The organism is Acidobacteriota bacterium (genome assembly GCA_019347945.1).
Taxonomy (GTDB): Bacteria; Acidobacteriota; Thermoanaerobaculia; order Gp7-AA8; family JAHWKK01; genus JAHWKK01.
Genome location: JAHWKK010000001.1, coordinates 238,406 through 258,912 on the forward strand (window position 1 = coordinate 238,406; position 20,507 = coordinate 258,912).

At 62.0% G+C, this 20,507-nt stretch carries 12 protein-coding genes and 1 pseudogene; 4 read left to right on the forward strand and 9 right to left on the reverse strand.

The window, feature by feature from the left end:
- Positions 1-12: 12 nt before the first annotated feature.
- From KY459_01040 to KY459_01050, 3 genes are all read left to right on the forward strand, one after another.
- Positions 13-1,716: a proline--tRNA ligase gene (locus KY459_01040; GenBank protein MBW3563295.1), complete on the forward strand. Its 1,704-nt coding sequence runs from the start codon at positions 13-15 to the stop codon at positions 1,714-1,716.
- A gap of 256 nt (positions 1,717-1,972) precedes the next feature.
- Positions 1,973-3,391 (forward strand): outer membrane protein transport protein, encoded by a 1,419-nt coding sequence (locus tag KY459_01045; GenBank protein ID MBW3563296.1) that lies wholly within the window; start codon positions 1,973-1,975, stop codon positions 3,389-3,391.
- Between the two features lie 71 nt (positions 3,392-3,462).
- Positions 3,463-4,671, forward strand: a complete 1,209-nt coding sequence (locus tag KY459_01050; GenBank protein ID MBW3563297.1) for an LLM class flavin-dependent oxidoreductase — start codon at positions 3,463-3,465, stop codon at positions 4,669-4,671.
- A 15-nt stretch (positions 4,672-4,686) separates the two neighbouring features.
- Here the strand turns inward: KY459_01050 and KY459_01055 are convergent, their stop codons facing one another.
- The gene (locus tag KY459_01055) at positions 4,687-5,985 is read right to left on the reverse strand and encodes an alpha/beta fold hydrolase (protein ID MBW3563298.1); all 1,299 of its coding nucleotides are present in this window, start codon (positions 5,983-5,985) and stop codon (positions 4,687-4,689) included.
- Between the two features lie 87 nt (positions 5,986-6,072).
- Here KY459_01055 and KY459_01060 point away from each other — a divergent pair, with 87 nt between their 5' ends.
- A complete protein-coding gene (locus tag KY459_01060) occupies positions 6,073-6,360 on the forward strand; it encodes a PaaI family thioesterase (protein MBW3563299.1) in 288 nt (95 codons plus the stop codon).
- Between the two features lie 327 nt (positions 6,361-6,687).
- Here KY459_01060 and KY459_01065 read toward each other — a convergent pair whose 3' ends face one another.
- The 8 genes and pseudogenes from KY459_01065 to KY459_01100 all read right to left on the reverse strand — a co-directional run bounded on the left by KY459_01065 (position 6,688) and on the right by KY459_01100 (position 20,109).
- Positions 6,688-7,065 (reverse strand): hypothetical protein, encoded by a 378-nt coding sequence (locus tag KY459_01065; protein MBW3563300.1) that lies wholly within the window; start codon positions 7,063-7,065, stop codon positions 6,688-6,690.
- Positions 7,062-7,949 carry a TIGR02587 family membrane protein gene (locus tag KY459_01070; GenBank protein ID MBW3563301.1) on the reverse strand — a complete coding sequence of 296 codons (888 nt, stop codon included), beginning with the start codon at positions 7,947-7,949 and terminating at the stop codon, positions 7,062-7,064. The genes KY459_01065 and KY459_01070 overlap by 4 nt, the downstream gene beginning before the upstream one ends.
- Positions 7,924-8,309: pseudogene (locus KY459_01075) on the reverse strand (PKD domain-containing protein). The gene KY459_01070 and the pseudogene KY459_01075 overlap by 26 nt, the downstream one beginning before the upstream one ends.
- Positions 8,242-10,389: a sulfatase-like hydrolase/transferase gene (locus tag KY459_01080; GenBank protein MBW3563302.1), complete on the reverse strand. Its 2,148-nt coding sequence runs from the start codon at positions 10,387-10,389 to the stop codon at positions 8,242-8,244. Before KY459_01080 ends, KY459_01075 begins: the two are co-directional and overlap by 68 nt.
- A 1-nt stretch (position 10,390) precedes the next feature.
- A complete protein-coding gene (locus KY459_01085; protein MBW3563303.1) occupies positions 10,391-12,487 on the reverse strand; it encodes a VWA domain-containing protein in 2,097 nt (698 codons plus the stop codon).
- Between the two features lie 114 nt (positions 12,488-12,601).
- Entirely contained in the window at positions 12,602-14,686 is a 2,085-nt protein-coding gene (locus KY459_01090; protein ID MBW3563304.1) for a VWA domain-containing protein, read from the reverse strand.
- Positions 14,683-16,980 (reverse strand): sulfatase-like hydrolase/transferase, encoded by a 2,298-nt coding sequence (locus KY459_01095; protein MBW3563305.1) that lies wholly within the window; start codon positions 16,978-16,980, stop codon positions 14,683-14,685. Before KY459_01095 ends, KY459_01090 begins: the two co-directional genes overlap by 4 nt.
- 156 nt (positions 16,981-17,136) lie before the next feature.
- Entirely contained in the window at positions 17,137-20,109 is a 2,973-nt protein-coding gene (locus KY459_01100; GenBank protein MBW3563306.1) for a carboxypeptidase regulatory-like domain-containing protein, read from the reverse strand.
- Positions 20,110-20,507 lie beyond the last annotated feature (398 nt).

Here is a 20,507-nt window from a genome sequence, read left to right on the forward strand (position 1 = left end):
AGATTCGATCAGATGCGCTGGACTCAGACATTCATCAACACGCTGCGGGAAGAGCCCTCGGACGCCGACGTCGTCAGCCAGAAACTGATGATGCGCGCCGGCATGATCCGGAAGGTGGCCGCCGGGATCTACTCCTACCTGCCGCTCGGACTCCGCTCGATCCACAAGCTCGAGCGGATCGTGCGCGAGGAGATGGATCGCGCAGGCTCGATCGAGCTCTCGATGCCCGCCATTCAGCCCGCCGAGCTGTGGCAGGAGTCCGGGCGATGGCAGCAGTACGGCCGGGAACTCCTGCGGCTCAAGGATCGCCACGATCGCGATTTCGTCTTCGGACCCACCCATGAAGAGGTCATCACCGACATCGTCCGGGACGCCGTCTCTTCATGGAGGCAGCTGCCGAAGAACCTCTATCAGATTCAGACCAAGTTTCGGGACGAGGTCAGGCCGCGGTTCGGACTGATGCGAGGCCGCGAGTTCATCATGAAAGACGCCTACTCCTTTCACTCGAGCTGGGAGTCTCTGAATGAAACGTACGAAAAGATGCATGAAGCGTACACCAGGATCTTTGAACGGTGCGGTTTGGATCATGTCGTGGTGGAAGCGGATACGGGAAACATCGGCGGCTCCGCCTCGCACGAGTTCATGGTTCTCGCGCAGAGCGGGGAGGACGCGGTGGTGCGCTGCCCTTCATGCGGATATGGGGCGAACATCGAGAAGGCGGAGGCTGCGCGCCGCGAGGTCGAGCAGAGCGAACCCGTCGACCTCGACAGACTGGAAGAAGTCGAGACGCCGGGGAAGAAGACCATCGAGGAGGTCGCCGGATTTCTCGATCTCCCGGCCGGCAGGATCGTGAAGAGTCTTCTGATCGAGACCGCCGACGAAGTCGTCATGATTCTCCTTCCCGGGGACAGATCGGCGAACGAGATCAAGATCCGGAACTTCCTCGACGTGAACTGGATTCAGATGGCGACACCTGAAACCATCGAGCGCGTCACCGGCGGTCCCGAGGGGTTCAGCGGACCTCTCGGTGTGGAGAACATTCGTGTGTACGCCGACGTCGCCCTCGAGGGGATGTCGAACTTCGTCGTCGGCGCGAACAAGGCCGACCACCATCTGACCGGTGTCAACATCGGTCGCGATTTCAGTCCCGCCGGGTTCGCCGATTTCACGGTAGTCACGGCGGGAGATCCGTGTCACCGCTGTGGAACGGCGCTCGAGATGTTCCGCGGAATCGAAGTGGGCCACATCTTCAAGCTCGGAACGAAGTACTCCTCGGCAATGCACTGCGAGTACCTCGACGAAGCTGGTGAACGACAGCCGATGGTCATGGGGTGTTACGGCCTCGGGATTGGCCGCACGGTCGCCGCCGCCATCGAACAGGGCAACGACGAGAACGGGATCATCTGGCCGGTCCCGCTCGCTCCCTATGAGGCCGTGGTGACCGCGATCGGTCGCGAGGAGGAGGTACGGGATGCCGCCGGGAAGGTTTACGAAGATCTTCGCGAAGCCGGCGTGGACGTAATTCTCGACGATCGGGACGAGCGCCCCGGTGTGAAGTTCAAGGACGCGGATCTGATCGGCTTTCCGCTTCGGGTGACTGTCGGAAAAAAGAGCCTCGCCGACGGCAACGTCGAGCTCTCGCTGCGCCGGGATGGAGAGCGTCAGAATGTCGCGCTCGACTCGATCGTGCAAACGGTTCTGGAGGCGAGGGAGTAGGGAGAGACGAGCGGCGAGCGACGAGTGGCGAGTGACGAGTGGTGAGTGGCGAGTGCGAGAGAGACCAGAGGCGAGGGAAGGATGGCTCACTCCTTCCGCCGTGGTTGAAGAGATCGCGAGCGAAGCGAGCGCACCATCCGTTCGTCCCTCGTCCCTCGTCGTACATTCCATTTACCACCCATCCGGTCGCTTTCTCCGTTCTTCTCTCTTCTCTCTCGCAATGGGACCGGTTAGCATTACCGGCCAGGAGGATCGGATGAAAAAGTACGGGGTGATTGTCTGCGCGGTTGCGCTGGTTTGTGGAGGGGCTTTTGCTCAGAACTCGGACATCGAGGCACTGTCGGGTGTGCAGTTCGACTTCGGGAATCCGGGTGCTCGAGCGATGGGAATGGGGGGAGCTTTTCTGGGGCTGGCTGACGACGCGTCTGCCGCGGAGGCCAATCCGGCCGGATTGACCATTCTGAGAACTCCGGAGATCTCGCTCGAAGTCAGGCATTTTCTGATGCAGCAGGATCTTCCCGTGACCGGCACAGTTCCGGACATCATGGACGCTCCCTTCAAGGAGTGGAGCCGAACCGCCGAGATTCAGTTTGCGAGCATCGTCCTTCCCCTCGGTAACTGGGCGATCGCGGGCTACTACCATCACCCCGTCAACTACACCAATCAGGGAGCGGTTCTGCCCGAGTTCGACGCGCTGGGTCAGGTGACCAGACCGCTTCCGAACTTCTTTTTCAGCAGCGGTGATCCGATCGGCAGCGTCGGCCCCATCTCGGAGGACGAATGCTTCCGGCGCCAGGACGAAATGGGTGAGATCTGCTTCGAAGGAACGGTCTTTCCGTTCGTCACGGCGGTCGAGATCGATCTGAAGACAATGGGTCTTTCGCTCGCGTGGGAGTCCGGACCACTTTCGCTCGGCGCTACGGCGCGATACCAGAGATTGCGCGAAGCAGCATTCACGACTCGGGCGGATCCGGTCTTTTTCGAGCCGACGTCAGTGCTCGTCCAGGCGACCTTCAACGAAGAGTTCGAACCGGACTGGGAGGACGACCTCACCTTTGCGGCCGGATTCAAATGGGTTCTGCGCGACGGGCTCAGTTTCGGCGGGGTCTACAAGCAGGGGCCGGAGTTCCCGGCGCCGGTATTTCTCGGAGTGGCTGGACAGGTGGATTTCGACGAGTTCGCGGATGTGATGTTCAACGTGCCCGATTCCTACGGTGTCGGTCTCTCCTGGCGCCCGACGCCGGTCCTGACCATCAACCTCGATGCGATCGAAGTTAAGTACTCCGATCTCTCCTCTGACCTGATCGCGACGACCGCGTACACGACGGCGAATGACTTCCGGGCGGAGGACGCGACCGAACTGCGAATCGGTGGCGAGTACTTTTTCACCACAAGAATCCCGGTTGCGATCCGGGCAGGATACTGGAAGGAGCCGGGACACACGCTCGAGTACGTTGGCCCCAACACCTGTACTGATGCGGCCGTCCCCGACAACGAGCGGATCAATTGCGTTGCGCAGCGGATCACCGCGGGGATCCTCTTCCCCGAGCCGGTAGACCAGGATCACAGATCCATCGGAATCGGGCTCGCATGGCCGAGCTTTCAGATCGACGCGGCGTACGACACGTCGGACAAATTCAAGGTCGGGTCGATCACCGCGGTTTATCGGTTCTGACGCCTGCAGAAACGACGATCGAAAGGCGGCCTGTTCGGGCCGCCTTTTTTCTTCCCCGTTAGAATGCGGCAATGCAGTTCGATATCTTCTTCTCCATCTCTCAAACCGAGGTCGACGGAATCATTCCGGGCGAGCGCGAGATGCTCACGAATTTCTTCGACCAGGTCCGGCTTGCGGACGAGCTCGGATTCGGCACGGCCTGGATTGCAGAGAGTCATCTCTCGACCGAAGTACAGAAGCGGAACCCGGGAGCCGTGATCCCCCACTTCCAGGGAGAGATCGGGCTCAACACCGACATTCTGCAGTTTGCACATCGAATCTTCGCCACGACGAAACGGATTCACGTGGGCTCCGCGATCCTCAACATCCTGGCCAACGGCGGACCGATCGCGGCGGCCGAGCGGATCAGGACTTTTCTCGCACTGCACGGGCTCGAAGCGGACGAGTCGAGACTTCTGAACATCGGGTTCGCATCGGGCCGCTTTCCATTCATCAACGTCCCCTATGGAGTGGTTCCCCGCTCGCCGGTCGAGCTCGCGGCCTGGCCCGTGATGAAAAACAAGATCTTCCGGCAGGCTGCGGAGATCTTTCTCCGGTTGCTGCGCGGCGATGTGCTGAGCTCGGACGAGATCGAACCGAGCGTCCTGGAACGGGTCGACTTCCGCTCCGATGAGGAGTGGCAGAGAACTCTGGACGCATGGGGTCACGCGACCGGCCGGATCGAGCTGCCGCCGTGGTGGCGCTTTCCGTGGCTCGAGATCGTTCCACGGGACGTCCGCCTCGATCTTCTGCGCCTTCTGATCGGTTCGCACGACCCTTCCGTTCAGGTTTTCGCCAACCGTTTTCTGCCCGTGGGCGTGTTCAATCTCTCGATCACTCCCGGAAAGGAGATCGAGGAGACAAACGAGCGGATGGCGACCGCCTATCACCCGAAGGGAGGTGGCTGGAAGCGGGGTTACATGCCGCGGACGGTTCTCGTCTTCATCAACGAGGAGAAGGGACTGTCGAAAGAGGAGAAGCTCGTTGCGGCGGCTGATGAAGCGAAATCGGCGCTGTCGAACTACTGGAAGGCTCTGCAGGGCACTCTCGATCCCGAACGTGTGGCAAAGGCGACGGACAATGCGCTCGTCGGAGATGCCGCGACGATCGTCGAGCAGGCGAGCGAGCGCTTCGATCCGGAGGACCGCCTCATGCTCTGGTTCGACTTCAACAACCACGACAACGAGCGGGTGAAACGCAACATGAAAGCTTTCATGGAGAAGGTGGCTCCGGAGATCTGACCCGCTGTGCCGTGATCATTCAGGATCGACGACGTTGGCGCGAAGCCACGTGACGAGCTCGCGGAGAAAGTCGGAGTTGATGCCTGTCCACACGGTCTCCGGATCATCATCGACGTTCAGCGGGCCCTCCAGCGTGTGACTCGCGTCGGGATACACCCTGAGCACGCTCGCGTCCGCGGCCGCTTCGCTCATCAGCCACTCGAACAGCGGACGGTTCATCGATGCGGGCGTGGTCCGGTCCTCTGATCCCCAGGCGAGAAACATCGGCGCGTCGATCCGCGAGATCAGCTCGAGCGGATCGAAGCCGAGCTGCGCGCGGAACCAGTCGAGATCCTCGGGAACTTCCGGGATTCGAACGCGCTCACCCCACGGGGAATCGGCAGCCTCTCTGCTCGCGGCTTCCAGCCGGGGCCAGTCGGCCGGATGTCTGGCGGCGTGAAAGTAGATGCGCATGTAGGCGAGGGCGGCCTGGATGTCCTCCTCGGGTTCCCCGGAGGCCCGCATTCTCGCCTCGAGCGCCTGCAGGTCCTGCTGCGCGACATCGACGGTGGCAGTGCCGATACCGACGATGAACGCGATTCTCGGATCTCGAGCTGCCGCCTCCAGCGCGATCCACCCTCCCCGCGATTTGGAGAGCACCCCGATGCGGTGGGCGTCGATCCGGTCATCGAGAACGAGTTGATCGACCGCCGCAAGTACGTCGGCCGCGTGGTCGGGAATCGTGAAGAGGGTCCCATGCGCGGTGAGCTCGTCGTCGGCTCTGCGATCGTAGGCGAGCGAAGCGATGCCGATGCGGGCGAGATGATCCGACCAGGAGGTGTAGGAGAGATTGTCGCGCGTCGGGTTGGTCGAGCCCGCCAGCAGAATGGCAACCGGGAACGGACCTTCGCCGGGTGGCAGCGTTAGGGTTCCACCGATCGGAGGACTGAACGCGCCGAGCTCGATCTCCCGGGTCACGACGCGAAACGGAAGAGCCGGGTGGAGAGCGATGGTGATCTCGGCACCGGAGCTCGTGGTGCGGGTTGCCCCCATCTTCCCATCGTTCAACCGGAGCTTGTAGGTTCCGAGTCCGAGCGGCATCTCGACCTTCAGCGCGTCTCCTTCGACTTCGGCCGCCGCGGGCTGGTTGGCGAAGACGAACTGCGGATAATCGACCGTCACGACCGGGTCGGCGCCGGGATCGATCGTCATCCGTACGTCGAGCGGCTCGTCCGCATAGTGAAGCTGCCCCTCCCAGCTTCCGGCGAAGTCGGCGAGCTCCTCCCCCTGTGCACCGAAGGAAAGCAGGACGAGTAGAAGCAGCAGAGGTCGCATTGGAATCTCCTTCATTCCAGTTACGCATCAGAGCTCGAAACGTTGCGATCGATCCGAATTCTCTCCGACATTCATCGTTGTAAGCTTATGGCCGGAATGACCGGGCGGCCCTTTCTCGAGATGACGTCGAAGATGATCAGCGGCGAGATTCCTCCGCCTCCGGTCGCTTCGCTGATCGGATTCGGGATGGAATCGGTCGGCGACGGTAAGGCGGTCGCCGTCCTCGATGCCAGCGAACGTCACGCGAACCCGATGGGGACTCTTCACGGGGGGATTCTGTGCGACCTCGCCGATGCGGCGATGGGGATGGCATGGGCGAGCGAGCTCGAAGAGGGGGAGTCGTTCACCACCCTGGAGGTGAGAGAAGAAGAGTGAAGGGTGAAGAGTGAAGAGTGAAGAGAGAAGAGAGAGAAGAGTGAAGAGCGAAGGGTGAGACTGTCGAGGTCTTTTCCTTCACTCTTCACTCGTCAACAACGCGCCGGGCTCAGAATGACGAGTTTTGCCTTTGTGTGGAAGCGACGATCATGGACGAATGTTTAACTCTCGCGAAACGAACCCCTCGTCATCCTGAGCCGCCGAAGGACGGCGAAGGATCTGGGGGCAGGCTCGTGACTGAAGGTGAGAGTATCGAGAGGTTACCTTCACGGTGTCTCTTTTTCACTCTTCACTCTTCACTCTTCACTCTTCACTCTTCACTCTTCACTACGGATGCTGGTAGCCGCGGACCGTGGCGGTCAGCCGACCTTTTCGCGGATCGTTCCGAAAGCCGACCGTTCCGTGACGCACCGAATGATAGGGGATGTAGGCCACGGTCATCTCCGCGATCTCCGGCTCTTCCCCCGCCATCTCGAGCTTGATCTCGACGTGAACCCGTTCGGCCGTCCTGTCGCCGCGATTGAAAACCGCGAGCACGACGTCGTAGCCGGCCCCATTTTCTCTGATCTCACGGACTTCCGCGGAGAGTGATGCATCACGGTCCGGGTTGGTCAGCGCAAGCCACGAGAGGTACCCGAACGTCGATACGACGATGATCGTGCTGATCGCGAGGGTGACCCACTCCAGCCAGTTCTTGTCTTTCATCGTGCCTGCAGAAGCAGTCTCGCCGCCGAGGCGCCGAGAACCGTCGGGAATCCCAGAACGACCGTCTGGGCCATGATCAGCGAGGTCGGAGCGCCATCGAAACGGCCGACGAACCAGAGAATGGTAGCTGATGTGACGAGCGATACGGCGTAGGTTGCCGCAGCTCCTCCTGCGACGTGCCAGGGCGTCTCCGCGTTCGCGAGCTTATGCGAGCCCTTGAATTCGCTGTAGTGAAGAATGACTGCGGCGACCGCGAATGAGAACACCGCGAGCAACAGGACCTTCGGAAAGGAAATCTCGGATGCGATCAGAACGATCTCTTCGGTCGGGGCGACGTTGGCGGCAAAGGCCACACCGCCGAACAGGCCGATCACGACCTCGTCGAAGGCGGCGCTGGAGTGTCGCCGTTTGTCGGAATCGCCCGATTTGCCGGAATCACGGCCTTCCTTCGCGGAGCCGTCGTCGGAGCTCTCCGAGCCGAGTTGCGCCGTGCCGATCGAGATGCCGACCGCAACCACTCCCGCCTCGATCGCGATCTTTCCAATTACAATCTCGAGAGGCATGCCGGTCGTGATGCGGCCGAGGATCGCCAGGACTGCCGCGGCAGTGAGGAGGCCGATCCCGAGCGAGTCGATCGAGTCCGTGAGGACCTCGAGCCAGCTGGCATCCTCGCGAAATCCCGAAAACCGGTTGTATCCGAGCAGCAGCAGAAGCGTAACGGCCAGAAAACCGAGCAGCCTGGCAGGGGAAGAGAGGAACCCGAGCCACCAGACCTCCATTGTGTAGAGGAGCGGAACGCTGAAAAGAAGACCGCCCGATATACCGCGGCCGTACTCTTTGAGCGAGTCGGAAACGGACTTACTCGACGCCTCCGCGGTTCCCATTATTCGCAGGTGGAGCAAATTTCTCACCACTACGTCCAGCGGGGACCCTCACAGTCACCTGATCGCTGCTTCCGAGCGCGTCGGTGACCGTGAGCGTGACGAAGTATCTGCCGGGACTCGCGTAGGTGTGTGTCGGGTTCCTCTCGTTCGACTGAGCGCCGTCTCGAAGTCCCACAGAAAGCGCAGTTCGTCGCCTTCCGGATCGCGCGAGCTCTCACCGAGGCATTGCGAGGGATTGGCGGTTCTCGCCGGTGACAGTGACCCGCACCACTGGGTTTTCTCGGACAGGCAGCTAGCCCCCCGCCCTCCGCCGCTCGACCTCGCGCAACATCGCCCGCGCGGCGTCCAGATCCCTCGCATAACGTTCGGGCGGTGCGGTACGTATGAACCGCGTCAGCGACTCCCGCGCAATCTCCCACTCCCCGATTCTTCCCGCCGTCACCGACAAATTGAACAGCGCGTCGTACTGCTGCGGATTCACCGCGACCGCCTTCGACCATGCCTCGATCGCCCGGCGCGCGTCACCCTGCTGCGCATAGAGGACTCCAAGGGCATTGAGCGTCAGCGGGAGGCGATCGTTCAGGTGGAGCGCCTCGAGCAGGTATTTCCGTGCACGCTCGTGCTCCTGAGCTCGCAGCGCCACGATTCCCAGATTCTGGTAGGCCGTGGCGTTGGTAGCATCCCTCTCCAGCGCCCGCTCGAACTGCCGCACCGCTTCCGCGACGTTTCCGAGATCCGCGAGCGCGATACCGTAGGCGTTGAGCAGTTCCGGATCATCGTCACGGCTGACGTTGCGCAGCACTTCGACGGCCTCGGCGGCGTGCCCGTTCTCGCTCAGAAGCAGTCCGAGTCGTCGGCGGACTCCATCGGAGCCGGGATTGATCCGGAGTGCTTCACGCAGCGAGTCGATCGCCAGAGCCGGCTTTTCGACCTGCTGCAGTACGAAGGCGTGCAGCTCCCGCGCATACTCCATGTCCGGCCTTTCGGCGAGAACCCTCTCCGCCAGTACAATCGCCTCGTCGAGGGCCCCCTCGTGGTACAGCGCGATCGCCTCCTGCATCTGGCGATCGAGGTGAATCAGGTTCTTCGGATCGTCCTCGGCCGTGTAACTCTTCTTCGCGGCAGTTCCCGTGATGTAGCCCAGACTGAGCAGTTGCGCAGTCTCGTCCGCCGAGACATTCCTCTCGGCAGCTCGCTCGGGTGCCGCCTCGCGAAGAGATTCACGAAGCGCCGCCGTCACGCGGCGTTCCCCGGCAACCAGATTGTTCTCCTCGCGGGGATCGTTTTCCAGGTCGTACAGCTCAGGCAGGGGAAGATCGATGTACTTGTGGCTGCCGGAGATCATCCCGATCAGTGGTGCCCAGCCGCGATTGAATGATGCCGTGAGCGCTTCAAAGTAGCTCTTTTCGCTCCCCTCCGGCTGCAGCAGAGACCGTCCGGGAAGTCCGTCCGGCAGAGGGAGCCCGACACGATCCAGGATGGTCGGCACGAGATCGATGTGCCTCGCCAGTCGTGCGTCCCGCCGCCCCCGCAATCTGTCGCCGTCACGGATCAGGAGCGGCACCTTCAGCGTCGGCTCGTACGCGAACAGGCCGTGGGTGAGCTCTCCGTGCTCACCCAGCGCCTCCCCGTGATCGGAGGTGAAGATCAGCAGCAGATTCTTCTGCTGTTCCAGAATCGGGCCGAGGTAGCCCTGCAGGTAATGGTCCACGGCCGCAACTTCACCGAGATACGGGTTGGATGCGTACTGCTCGGCGAACGGACTGGGTGGCTGGTAGGGCGCGTGCGGTTCGTAGAGATGGATCCAGAGAAAACGCGGCTGCCCCTTCTTCGCCTCGAACCACGATATCGCCGGTCGGAGCACTTCTTCCGCACTCCGCTGCGCCATCACGAACTGGTGCGCGAAAGAGCCTTCTCGGTACTGGTCGTCGTAGGTCTCGAACCCCTGATTCAATCCGTAACGGGCGTCGAGTGGGAATGCGGCGACGAAGGCCCCGGAGACATAGCCCTTCTCGAGGAGCATGGCCGCGATCGTCTCGTGCCCCGGATCGAGCCTGAATCCAGCGTTGTCGCGGACGCCGTGCTGATACGGATACAGCCCCGTGAGCATATTCGCATGCGAAGGAAGGGTCACCACGTTGTGGGCGTAAGCGTTTTCGAAAACCGTTCCCTCCCCGGCGAGACGGTCGATGAATGGGGTCTGCACCTCGGAATTCCCTGCATACCCGAGTGCGTCCGCGCGCAGCGTGTCGACCGTGATCAGAATCACGTCCGGCGGCTGGTCCCCCGTCCTGGACCGCATCACCAGCCCGGCGCCGACGACCAGGACCATCAGGAGCGCGACCAGCGACAATCGGATCGCGGTACGGACCCGGCGCGGCGAGTCCGGCTGCGCTCGGGACTCCTTCCCCCTTCTCCTGGTCGGCTTTCGTCCGGCCATGTCAGGGTCTGATGTGCAGATCGATCGACACTTCCTGCGGCCGCATACCCTCCCCCGGCGGCACCCGCACATCCATCCGGTAATCCCCCGGTGCGAGATCCGAGGGGTCGAGTCGGAGCAGTAGTTTGATGAGGCCATCGCCCGTAGCTTCGGTACGTCCGACCAGCGTCAGCCCCGCATTCGTCGGCTGTCCATCGGGTCCGTTGAGGCTGGCCACCAGTCGCAGGCGCTCCGGGTCGAAGTTGTAGGTGAAGAGTGCAAACTCCTGTGCCTCCTCCCCGGAGATCACGGGACGGGCGGCCGGAATGAAACTTTCCTGACCGAGAGTGAACGGATAGTCGATGTCGCCACCCGCCTTGGAAACGCCCCGCAGCAGGATCCACCTCCCCGGGTCCTCGAACATCAGGGGAGGCAGAATCGCCTGTTCGCCGTACTCGGGAACGTGGATGCGCGCCCGGGTGAATCCCTTCAGCCCCGATTCCGCGACACGGACCAGAGTCTTCACCGTGTAATCGCCGGGGGGAAGGCTCAGAATCCCGTAATATTTGAGACCACTGTCCTTCAGGACGTGGCCGACCCTCGACAGATCGAGAGAGAATATCTGGAACAGGTGGTCCCGGACCGTACCGGAGTCGTCGAATGCATAGATGAACAGCTCTCCATTCGCCACGTCGCCGGGAACCATACTGGTCAGACCATCCCCCGAGATCTCCACCACGACCGGGACTTCCGCGTCTCGATCCTTTTGCGGAAGCGGCGTCACCAGAATGCTCGTCGGGATCTCTTCGAACGGGATGTCGTTCATCAGGATGTCGGTCGCGCTGAGGATCTGCTCGACCGCCATCATCTGCTGTCGCGGCTCGTAATAGCCCGCGCGGTGGGAGACATGAAGACCCGAGTACCCCACGACCCGAACCTTGACCTTCAGATCGCGAAACTTTCCGGGATTCCCTGATGGCTGCGTCTGAAATCCCAGAACGTAGACGACCTCCTGCTGCTTGAGCATCCGTGCAAACGCATCGGCGAAGTCATTGCTGTTCTTGAAGACCTCCCCGCCCGTTGGACTGCTCAGCAGAAAGAGGGACTCGTTCGAGGAGAGATGAGATCCGGCACGCGCGTCGGTAGGACTGCGGATGCCGGCGATGTCGATGGTGTGTAGCACCACGTCCGATCTCCGGAAAAGGTGTGCCATCGCATTGAGCTCCGACTGAGTCGCGACGCTGCCGAACTCCTCATCCATGTCGAAGCGCCAGATCTCGCCCCGGAGCCGCGCAAGATTCCGATCCTCCCGTTCGTAAATATTCTCCGTTTCCCGCCCGTGAATCGCCCGGCCGTCAAAGCCTTCGGTCAGAAGAATGACCTGTTTGCGTCCCCGGACTGCATCGAGAGAGCGCGCGACGATCCCGAAGGTTCGAAGCTGCTTCTCGATCCGTACCTTCTCGTAGCGGTGACGGTCGCCCTCCATACGGCTGGCGATCAGACCGGTGATCTCCTGGAGCTCCCGGTCGAGCTCACTGTCACCCGGGGCGATGCTGCTCCTGACCATGCCGGGGTCGACGCTGCCCGCGAGAAGCAGCGGATCCCGCGTCTGAAGAAACTTCTGATCCTCGAGCATTCTAATGGCGCTTTGCACCAGTTCCCGGTCGGTCGTGAACGCCGTGAGAATGCGGAATCCTTCCTCCACCGAGTACACCGCGACCGACACCAGATCCCTCTCTCCCAGTGCATTCCGAACGAAATCCTCTGCAGCGGCTCGCGCGCGAATCAACCCTTTCGGCGACGAGTTCGACAGATCGAACGCGATCAGGAAGTTTCGGCGCGCCGCGGGGGCCAAACGCTCCGGTGCATCGGTCGAGAGGTTCGCGAGATCAATCTCCTGGAAGTGCGTGATTTTCCTCCGCTTCCCCTCATCGTAAACTTCGAAGTTCTCCGGCTTCAGCCCTCGGATCGGGTTTCCGGCGCTGTCGAACACGTTGACCGGAATCTCGACCAGGTTCACCTGGAGTGTCTCGTCGACCCGGGCGTCGTCCTGCGCCGAGACGAAAGTTGAAAAAAACGTGAGAGAAAAGATCAGTGCCGCTGCGATTCTGGTTTTCATCGTCTCTCCGGACGGACACGAGCGCTCGCGGGAGGGGCAGCCTCTCGTCGGCCCGGTCCGTCTCTTCTTCAGCGAACAACCTGCCGCTCCGGAAAATGTTTCCACCTGGAGGGCCTACTGCAGGACAAACGGCGCGCGCACTTTCTGCTCTGCCACTCCCCGGGGACGGACGCTGAACTCCAGCGTGTGCGAACCACTCGGAAGCTTCGACGGGTCGAAGTCGAAGACGAGCTTCATTCCCCCCTGCTCGTCAAGGGGTGTGCGGCCTCTGAGTGCGACGGCGGCAGGAAGCGTCGCGCCTTCGGACGTCTTCACCGCAGCGGACAGAGCGAGATCCTCTGGTTCGACGTTGTAGAAAAACAGAGCCACCTGTTGTGACTCGTCCCTCTCCAGGCGGGGATTCACACCTGGAACGAAACCCTCCGACCCGATCGCGAAGGGATACATGCTACCCGCCTCGCCGCGGACCATGATCCAGTCATCAGCGTCGCCGACGAACAAAGGCGGCAACACCATCGGTTCACCGAGCTCCGGAATGCTCATGCGCGCCGTGGCCACGCCCGCCCGGTCGGAACCTTCCACCCTCAGTAGCACGCGGATGTCATAGGTCCCCGGCTCCAGCTCGAGCGTTCCGTAGTACCGGATACCCGTCGCTTCGAGCGTTTGACGCGTTCTCTCGAGATCGAGCGACAGCCTCTGATGAGAAAAATCCACCACACGCAGGTTCTCGTCGAAAGCGTAGACGAACAGATCGGTCTCCACCGCGGATCCTCCCGCGGCAGCGAGAATCTCCGGGCCGCTGATTCTCATCACGACCGGAACCTCGACCTTATTGCCTACGGGAAATGGGACGGCGAGAAGATCGATGCCGATGCTCAACCGGGGCCGCCCACTCAAAAGAAGATCCATCGACTCGAGCGTCCTCTCGAGATCATTGCTCGCCGGTTGAGGCTCCTGGTATCCCGCCCGGTGAGAGACCCTTCCGCCGGGGACGTCTTTCAGCTTTACCTGCAGCCGGTGGACCTTACCCGGTTCTCCCGCTCTGGTCGGAGTGAACCCGAGGACGTAGACGATTTCCTGCTGCTCGAGAAGCTTGCGGAAGTTTCCCTGCAGTTCATTCCTGTTTCTGAAGACACTGCCCCCCGTCGGGTTCGCCATCAGGAACAGCCCGTCGCTCGAGCTGCCACGCCGTCCTTCCCGCGCCCCGGTTTCTCCGCGCAGGCCGCGGATGTCGATCGCGTGCAGCACCGTGTCGTTCCGCTTGAAGATCTCGCCCATCTGCTCGAGAGCGTTCAAATGCGTGGCGCTGCCGAAATCCTGCTCACTGTCGACCTTCCACACCTCACCGCGCAGCCGGGCAAGCCTCTGCTCTTCACTCTCCGCGTCGTCTCCGAAGCGTCCCTGCACGAGACGGGGATCGAAACCTTCGGAAAGGAGAATCACCTGCTTCCGGCCGCGGATGCTGTCGAGTACCTCTGCGATCGAGCCGAAATTCGCCACGGTTCGCTGGATGCGGGCTCGCTGAAAATCGTCGCGACCTCGATCGGCCCCGCGCGCGAGGTCCTGCTGGTGCTCGAGTGCCGCATGCGCGATCCCGGCAAGGTCCGACTGGCCGGTATCGCCTTCGAAAGGCGCCTGGGCAACTGCCAGACCCGAAGCCGTCTGCAGCGAAAACATCAGCGGGTCCTCCACGCGAAAGAACCGTGGCACACCCAGAGTGCGTATCGCACTCTCGAGGGTCTCCGGGTTCGACGTGAATGCGCTCAGGAGCCGGAATCCGCGCTCGACCGAAAACGTGCCGACGGCGGCGAGATCGAGCGGGCCGATGGAATCGCGGACGAAATCGAGTGCCGCCTCCTGCGCGCGGACGATCGTCAGCGGCGAGGAGTAACTCAAGTCGAACAGCAGGAGGAAATTCCGGCGCACCACGGGAGAGACCTCGGCCGCGGTTTCGCCCGTGATCGTGCTCATGTCGACCGCTTCGAAATGACGGACGACCTGCCGCGCACCATCGTCGAGGATCTCGAAGTTCTCCGCGGTGAGACCACGAATCGGGTTTCCTGCCCGGTCGGTCACCGTGACGGGAACCTCCACGAGCGTGACTTCGATGCGATCGCTCACGCCGACCCGCTCCTGCGCGACGGAGATCCCCGCCAGCATCGACATCATGGTGAATGCAATGATTCTCCAGAACTTCATGAACGCCCCCGGTCTCGATTCAAGGCTGCGATGTTTCGGATCTCTTCGTCTTCGGGAAACCTCCGGCGGGCTTCAGCGGTCCAGAATCGTACTCCCTCTTCGTCACCCACCGCCCGGAGAACGTCGATCGCTGCGAGATAGCCGGCGGCGGTCGGGACCTCATCGATCAACCTCCGAAGTACCCGCGTCGCTTCCTCGTTCCGCCCCTCGGACAGATGGAGGAGAATCAGATTCCGATACGGTTCCGGCCGCCGGAAAAGCCGGATCTCCTCCTCGAACGCGGCGACGGCCTCCGCCGTGCGCCCGAGGCGCGCGAGGGCATCACCGCGGTAGAAATGAAGGCTCTGAACCGGGGGCTTCCCCGCTTCGTCGAGCAGATCGCGCGCACGGTCGAAATATACCAGCGCCTGCTCCGGTCTCTGCTGGTGCAGCTCCAGCGCCCCGAGCGCAATCGCCGCCATCGGATGACTCTCTGCCGCCTGCAACGCTTCGCGGAAGCGAGCAGTCGCTTCTTCGAAATTCCCGCGTCTGAGTGCGACGTTGCCCAGAATCTCGTTCGCTTTCAGCGGATCGTACTGCAAGAGGATCTCCGCGTGACTCGCCGCTTCGTCGAGTCTCCCGAGCCGGAGCGCGATCTCCGCCACGAGCTGCACGATCTGCATTGCCCCCGGTGCCAGCCGGAGTGCCCGCTTCGCCGATTCGATCGCGTCGTCCGGTCTTTCGAGCGCGTCGAGGGACCGAGCCCGCAGGCCCCAGGCGTCCGCCATCCTCGGGTTCCCCGCCACGAGCTCGTCGGTCAGGCGGAGCGCTGCGGCGTGTCGTCCCGCCATGAAGTGCTCGAAGGCCTTTCTCAGGTCGCGAAAGCTTCCGATCTCGTCCTTCGGATCCGGGAGCTCACCGCCGGGATCGACGCTCACTGCCGTTCCGAGATAGCCGAGTGCAGCGAGCTTTCGCGCCTGCTCGGGATCCACCGTCGCCGGGGCAGGGGCTTGCCGGATGTGAGGTTCGAGCCTCTCGCGCATCGCCGCCGCGACACGCCTCTGTTCCTCCCGGAGATCATGCCTCTGGGCCGGGTCGGACCCGAGATCGTACAGCTCCGGGCGGGGAGCGTGAATATATTGGTACCGGCCGTCCGTCAGAGAGTGGATCTCGCTCCACCCGAAATGGAGCCTCCCGTAGTAGCTCTCGCTCAGGACATCGCGGGTGTCGCCGTCGCGGAGGTCGAGGAGTGACCGGCCCGCAGGCTCCGATTCGAGATGCAGACCTGCCAGTCGCGCAACTGTCGGAAGTACGTCGACGAGCTGTGCAGGAGCGGACACGGTCGTTCCCCGGCGCTCCGAGTGTGGCAGCTTCACGATGAGCGGAACCTGGATCGCCCAGCGGTATACGAAGATGCCATGCTCGTCCTCCCCATGCTCGCCGAGACCCTCTCCATGGTCCGACAACAGAATGATCGTCGCTCGATCGTATAACCCCTCCTGCCTCAGGAACGAAAAGAAATCCCCCAGCACGTGATCGACCCAGGCAATCTCGCCATCATACGGCTCGTGGCGGTAGCGAGTCGCGAAGGGTTCCGGAGGAGCGTAGGGAGTGTGAGGATCGTAAAGATGGAGCATGTAGAACGAACGTCCCTCGCGATGCGTGCGCAACCAGTCGCTGGCAATGCGCACCGCCTCCGCTCCATCCCTCTGGAGACTCGACATCGCGATCATCTCGGAGCTGTCGCCGGTTTCGAAATGGTCTTCGTAATCGTCGAAACCCCGTGCGATACCGGAGTCCTTTCTCATCACGTAGGAGGAGACGACCGCACCGGTGGCATAGCCCTCCTTTTTTAATAGCTCCGGCAGTGTCGGAATGCCGCTGCCGAGCGTATAGCCGATGTTGTCACGGACGCCGGTGTCGGCGGGAAGTCGCCCCGTCAGAATGTTCGCGTGTGAGGGGAGCGTCAGGGGAGCGTGCGCGAACGCGCGCTCGAAGAGGATTGCATCCTTCCGAAAGAGATCGATGCTTGGCGTCTCCACGCCGCGATATCCATACGCGGGAAGGCGGTCCGACCGGAGGGTATCGATGGAGATCAGGATGATCGGCCCGTCAGCGACTCCGGAAGTGCGGCTACAGGTGGAGAACAATCCGGTCAGCGCCGTTGCTGCGACGAGCAGTGCGAGCGTGCCGGCCGGCCCGCGCCAGCCGCCTCGAGAAGTCGGGGTGGAATGAGAAGCCGCGGCAGCGCCGCCCTCGGAGCCGGCACCCCGTAATCCGCGTTGGGCGGCTGCCCTGTTCGTTTCTGAAGTCATCGGCGGTGATTGCGGCTCGTCGGGGAAGACCTCACGAGCTGCCGCGCCTCTCGGCGGCGAGTTTTGGGTTGTTTCCAAGGTTTGCCGAATCCAAAAAAAGACCCGCTGAGGGCTTATTCCCCAGCGGGTCTCTTGCTGCACGCTTCCGCGTTAAGCTCAGAAGTTGATACGGGCTCCGAAGCGGATCACCCGCGGGCTCTGCAGCTCATTGACGCGATTGCCGGCTGCTCGAGGACCGGTATCGGTCGCGATCAGTCCCTGCCGCTGCATCACCGGACGCTCGTTGGTGACGTTGAAAGCATCCGCCGAGATTGTCAGACCCACCGTGTCCGCGATCCGGAACTCCTTCGCGAGCCGGAGATCCAGATTGACGATGTCATCCAGGCGCCGCGCATCCGGCTCCGGCGACACCATGATCGTCTTGGTTCCCTCGGTACGCGTAGCGACTACATCGTGCCGGTACGGGACCGCATATCCTTCACGCATGGTGAGTGAGGCTCCGAAGTTGATCCCGAAGGGGAACTGATAGAGCCCCGAGATGCTCGAGGACCAGCCGGCATTCATCCAGACTTCGCCCTTGTCGCCGCTGCCCGCCGAGCGCTGCACGACCTGCGCATCGTCACAGGTGGTGCATCCGGTGGAATTCGAGAGTTGACGGGTCGGATCCCCGGCGGGGAAGCCCCCGGGACCGACATTCTGCCTGTGGTCGTTCCAGGCGACGTTGCCGCGCAGCATCCAGCGGTTCGACAGACGCTTCGTGGCGACGAGCTCGACTCCGTCGAAGGTCTGGTCGTAGTCGGGGCGATTCGTCAGCACTCCCCACAGCGGCCGGTCATTGCCTTCCCTGAGACCGAAGACCGGGACACTGTAGCTGGTGCCGTCCGGGAGCTGTCCAGTGGCCGTATCGACCTGCTCGTAATCCGCGGTCGAGTAGAAATCCCCCGCACCACGAGTCTTCTCGAACTGGGTCCAGACGAAGTCGTCCATGCGGCGATGGGTGTAGTTGAGGCCGAGAGTGAATTCCGGCATCAGCTCGTGCTCCACGCCGATGATGTACTCGGTGGTCTGCGGAGGATCCATATCGAAGTCGATGCGGGTAGTGGTTCCCGTTGCCCCGGTGGGATCCTCGGGATTGATGTAGTACGGCGCCAGCCACTGATTGGGGAACCCGAGGGTCGTCAGGTCCAGGGTTTCACCCGGGTCGAGACGCTTGTTCTGATCCCTGTCCTCGAACATCATCAGATACCCGGAGATCCAGGGGAATGGGTTCGCCGCCGTGATGGTGGCGGCGCTGAGCTGATCGACGTACTGATTGTACGCCGCCCGGATCAGCGTCCGCCGCGTCGTCCCCAGCGCGTAGGTAGCACCGATTCTCGGCGAGATACTCGTCCACTCGAGACTCCGCTGGTCGCCCGGATAGGTCGCCTGCGGCAGAAGCTCGGGGAGAACCGGGTTCCCCGCCACGGTCGTGGCCAGGTTCTTTGATTCCTGAATATCGTAGCGTGCGCCCACCTGCAGGGTCAGGTTACCCACAAGAATGGTGTCGCCGACGTAGAAATCGGTGTAGTTGCTCTCGTAGTTCTGGTCGACGTTACGGCCCACAATCGCAAGGCCGCAATTTGCCGGATCGGCTCCAAGCGGAGCACAGAGGCTTCCGACAGTTCCGAAGAGAAGGACGTTGCCCCCACCCGGCCACAGTCCGATCGTATTCACCGGCGTATCACGATAACCGAAGCCGAACTTCAGCTCGTGGTTCAATGCGGCAGTGTCGAAAAACGTCGAGCCGTCGAGGCGGTACTGATCCTGCGGGCGGGTCGTCTCGTAATGCAGGAAGCTGCCGCGCCAGATGCGATCGTGATCCCGCCATACCGGGGTATCGAGCCCTCCCTCCGGCGTGAGCTGGAATCCGCCACCGACGTCCGAGATCATCCCGGTAAGGTAGAAGTTCGGTGAGAAGATGTGCGTGTCCTCGAGTTTCCAGATCGGAGTCGGACCCGACTGATTCCAGCCGGTTTCCTGCGGACGGAGGGGACCGACGCTACGGCCCGTCTTGATCTTGTCGCCGTAGTGGTAGAAACCGGTCGCGCTGTTGTTGCTCAGAATCTGCGCGTTGAGCTTCCCGGCATAATTCTCCAGGAGCGTGAAGTCCGACGCCTGCCGGGCACCGGCAGCGACGAGCAGGTCGATCTCGTTGCGGCCGTACGAGCCCCAGAACCAGAGTCGGTCACGCACGACCGGTCCTCCGAACTCAGCGCCGTAGTCCTGGATGTTGTCGATCTGGTTGACGAACTGGAGGTAGCCACGAGCTTCCTCCGGAACCGTTGCATCCGCCTGGAACTCGGAATCGGTCCAGAGGAAACGCCCGGAACCGTCGAACTGGTTCGAGCCGCGCTTGGTGACCATATTGAGCTGCACCCCTGGCGTCTGGATCGCCGGATCGCTGCCGCCGGTGGTCGCCTGCATCTCTTCGAAAGCGTCGAAGTCATAGTAGGTTGGCGAGGCACCCGTCGCGGCCATGTCCGTGATCGCGACGCCGTCGACATTCCATGTCGCCTGGCTGCGCGAGGAACCCTTGCCGATGAAGTTCGACTGCTGGCCACTCTCGTTGCCTCCGACGTTGATCCGATCGACCTGCACGCCCGGAACCTGCTGGAGAATGACCCACGGATCACGTGCGGTCGGAATCTCCTCGAGGTCCACACGCGTCATGGTGGCTCCCGTGCCCGTTTTGCGGACATCGAGCAGAGGCGTCTCGGCCGTGACCGTGATCGTCTGCTCGAGCGCCGGCGTGAGCCTCAGGTCGATGTTCGTGTTCCGTCCGAGGTTGACATCGACTCCCGTCCGAACCACGCTCCCGAATCCTGCCAGCTCCGCCGTCAGGGTGTAGCGTCCCGGCGAGAGACTGAGGAATCGAAATCTCCCTTCGGAATCGGTGATGAACACCTGCGTGGCGCCAATATCGCTCAGCGTCACGGTCACTCCGGGAAGCGCTCCGCCATCGGCGTCGAGGACTCGCCCGAAAAGATTCCCCGTCTGTGCCTGGGCCAACGCGCTCGTCGCAACCACGAACACGAGCATCGCCAATCCCAGGATGCGCGCCATACGCCATTGCTGCCTACTGCTATTCATAACAGCTCCTCTCTTCAATGGTTAAATCTTCAACGGTTAAAGTTTCCAATATTTACCTCTTCCTGAAAAAACGGGAACTCAAGATGGAACTCAATAGTTCAGATGCCGTACCTGTTTCAATCGTGTTACTAACTTCATCATGAGCAGGCACTTATTTGAAAAATAAGCCCGACCGCACATCGTCCGGGCTCCAAACAAATGAAGTCTCGGTTCAAAAACTTGATCCCCATGACGCGGGCGATCTTACATTTCCGCGGCTGCTGTCGCACCCTTATTCCAGATTCCACGGCTGGAGTCAAGTTACTGTCAACACTGTATCACGCGACTGTGTCGGCGCATCCGATCCGCTCCGGTGTCCGGCGAGGAGAGGGATCTCGGTTCCGCTTCGCAGGTTCTCA

Excerpts from the sequence above, each read along its gene's own strand:
- KY459_01040 (MBW3563295.1), top strand. The coding sequence starts at position 13 with ATGCGCTGGACTCAGACATTCATCAACACGCTGCGGGAAGAGCCCTCG.
- KY459_01045 (MBW3563296.1), top strand. The coding sequence starts at position 1,973 with ATGAAAAAGTACGGGGTGATTGTCTGCGCGGTTGCGCTGGTTTGTGGA.
- KY459_01050 (MBW3563297.1), top strand. The coding sequence starts at position 3,463 with ATGCAGTTCGATATCTTCTTCTCCATCTCTCAAACCGAGGTCGACGGA.
- KY459_01055 (MBW3563298.1), bottom strand. The coding sequence starts at position 5,985 with ATGCGACCTCTGCTGCTTCTACTCGTCCTGCTTTCCTTCGGTGCACAG.
- KY459_01060 (MBW3563299.1), top strand. The coding sequence starts at position 6,073 with ATGGCCGGAATGACCGGGCGGCCCTTTCTCGAGATGACGTCGAAGATG.
- KY459_01065 (MBW3563300.1), bottom strand. The coding sequence starts at position 7,065 with ATGAAAGACAAGAACTGGCTGGAGTGGGTCACCCTCGCGATCAGCACG.
- KY459_01070 (MBW3563301.1), bottom strand. The coding sequence starts at position 7,949 with ATGGGAACCGCGGAGGCGTCGAGTAAGTCCGTTTCCGACTCGCTCAAA.
- KY459_01080 (MBW3563302.1), bottom strand. The coding sequence starts at position 10,389 with ATGGCCGGACGAAAGCCGACCAGGAGAAGGGGGAAGGAGTCCCGAGCG.
- KY459_01085 (MBW3563303.1), bottom strand. The coding sequence starts at position 12,487 with ATGAAAACCAGAATCGCAGCGGCACTGATCTTTTCTCTCACGTTTTTT.
- KY459_01090 (MBW3563304.1), bottom strand. The coding sequence starts at position 14,686 with ATGAAGTTCTGGAGAATCATTGCATTCACCATGATGTCGATGCTGGCG.
- KY459_01095 (MBW3563305.1), bottom strand. The coding sequence starts at position 16,980 with ATGACTTCAGAAACGAACAGGGCAGCCGCCCAACGCGGATTACGGGGT.
- KY459_01100 (MBW3563306.1), bottom strand. The coding sequence starts at position 20,109 with ATGAATAGCAGTAGGCAGCAATGGCGTATGGCGCGCATCCTGGGATTG.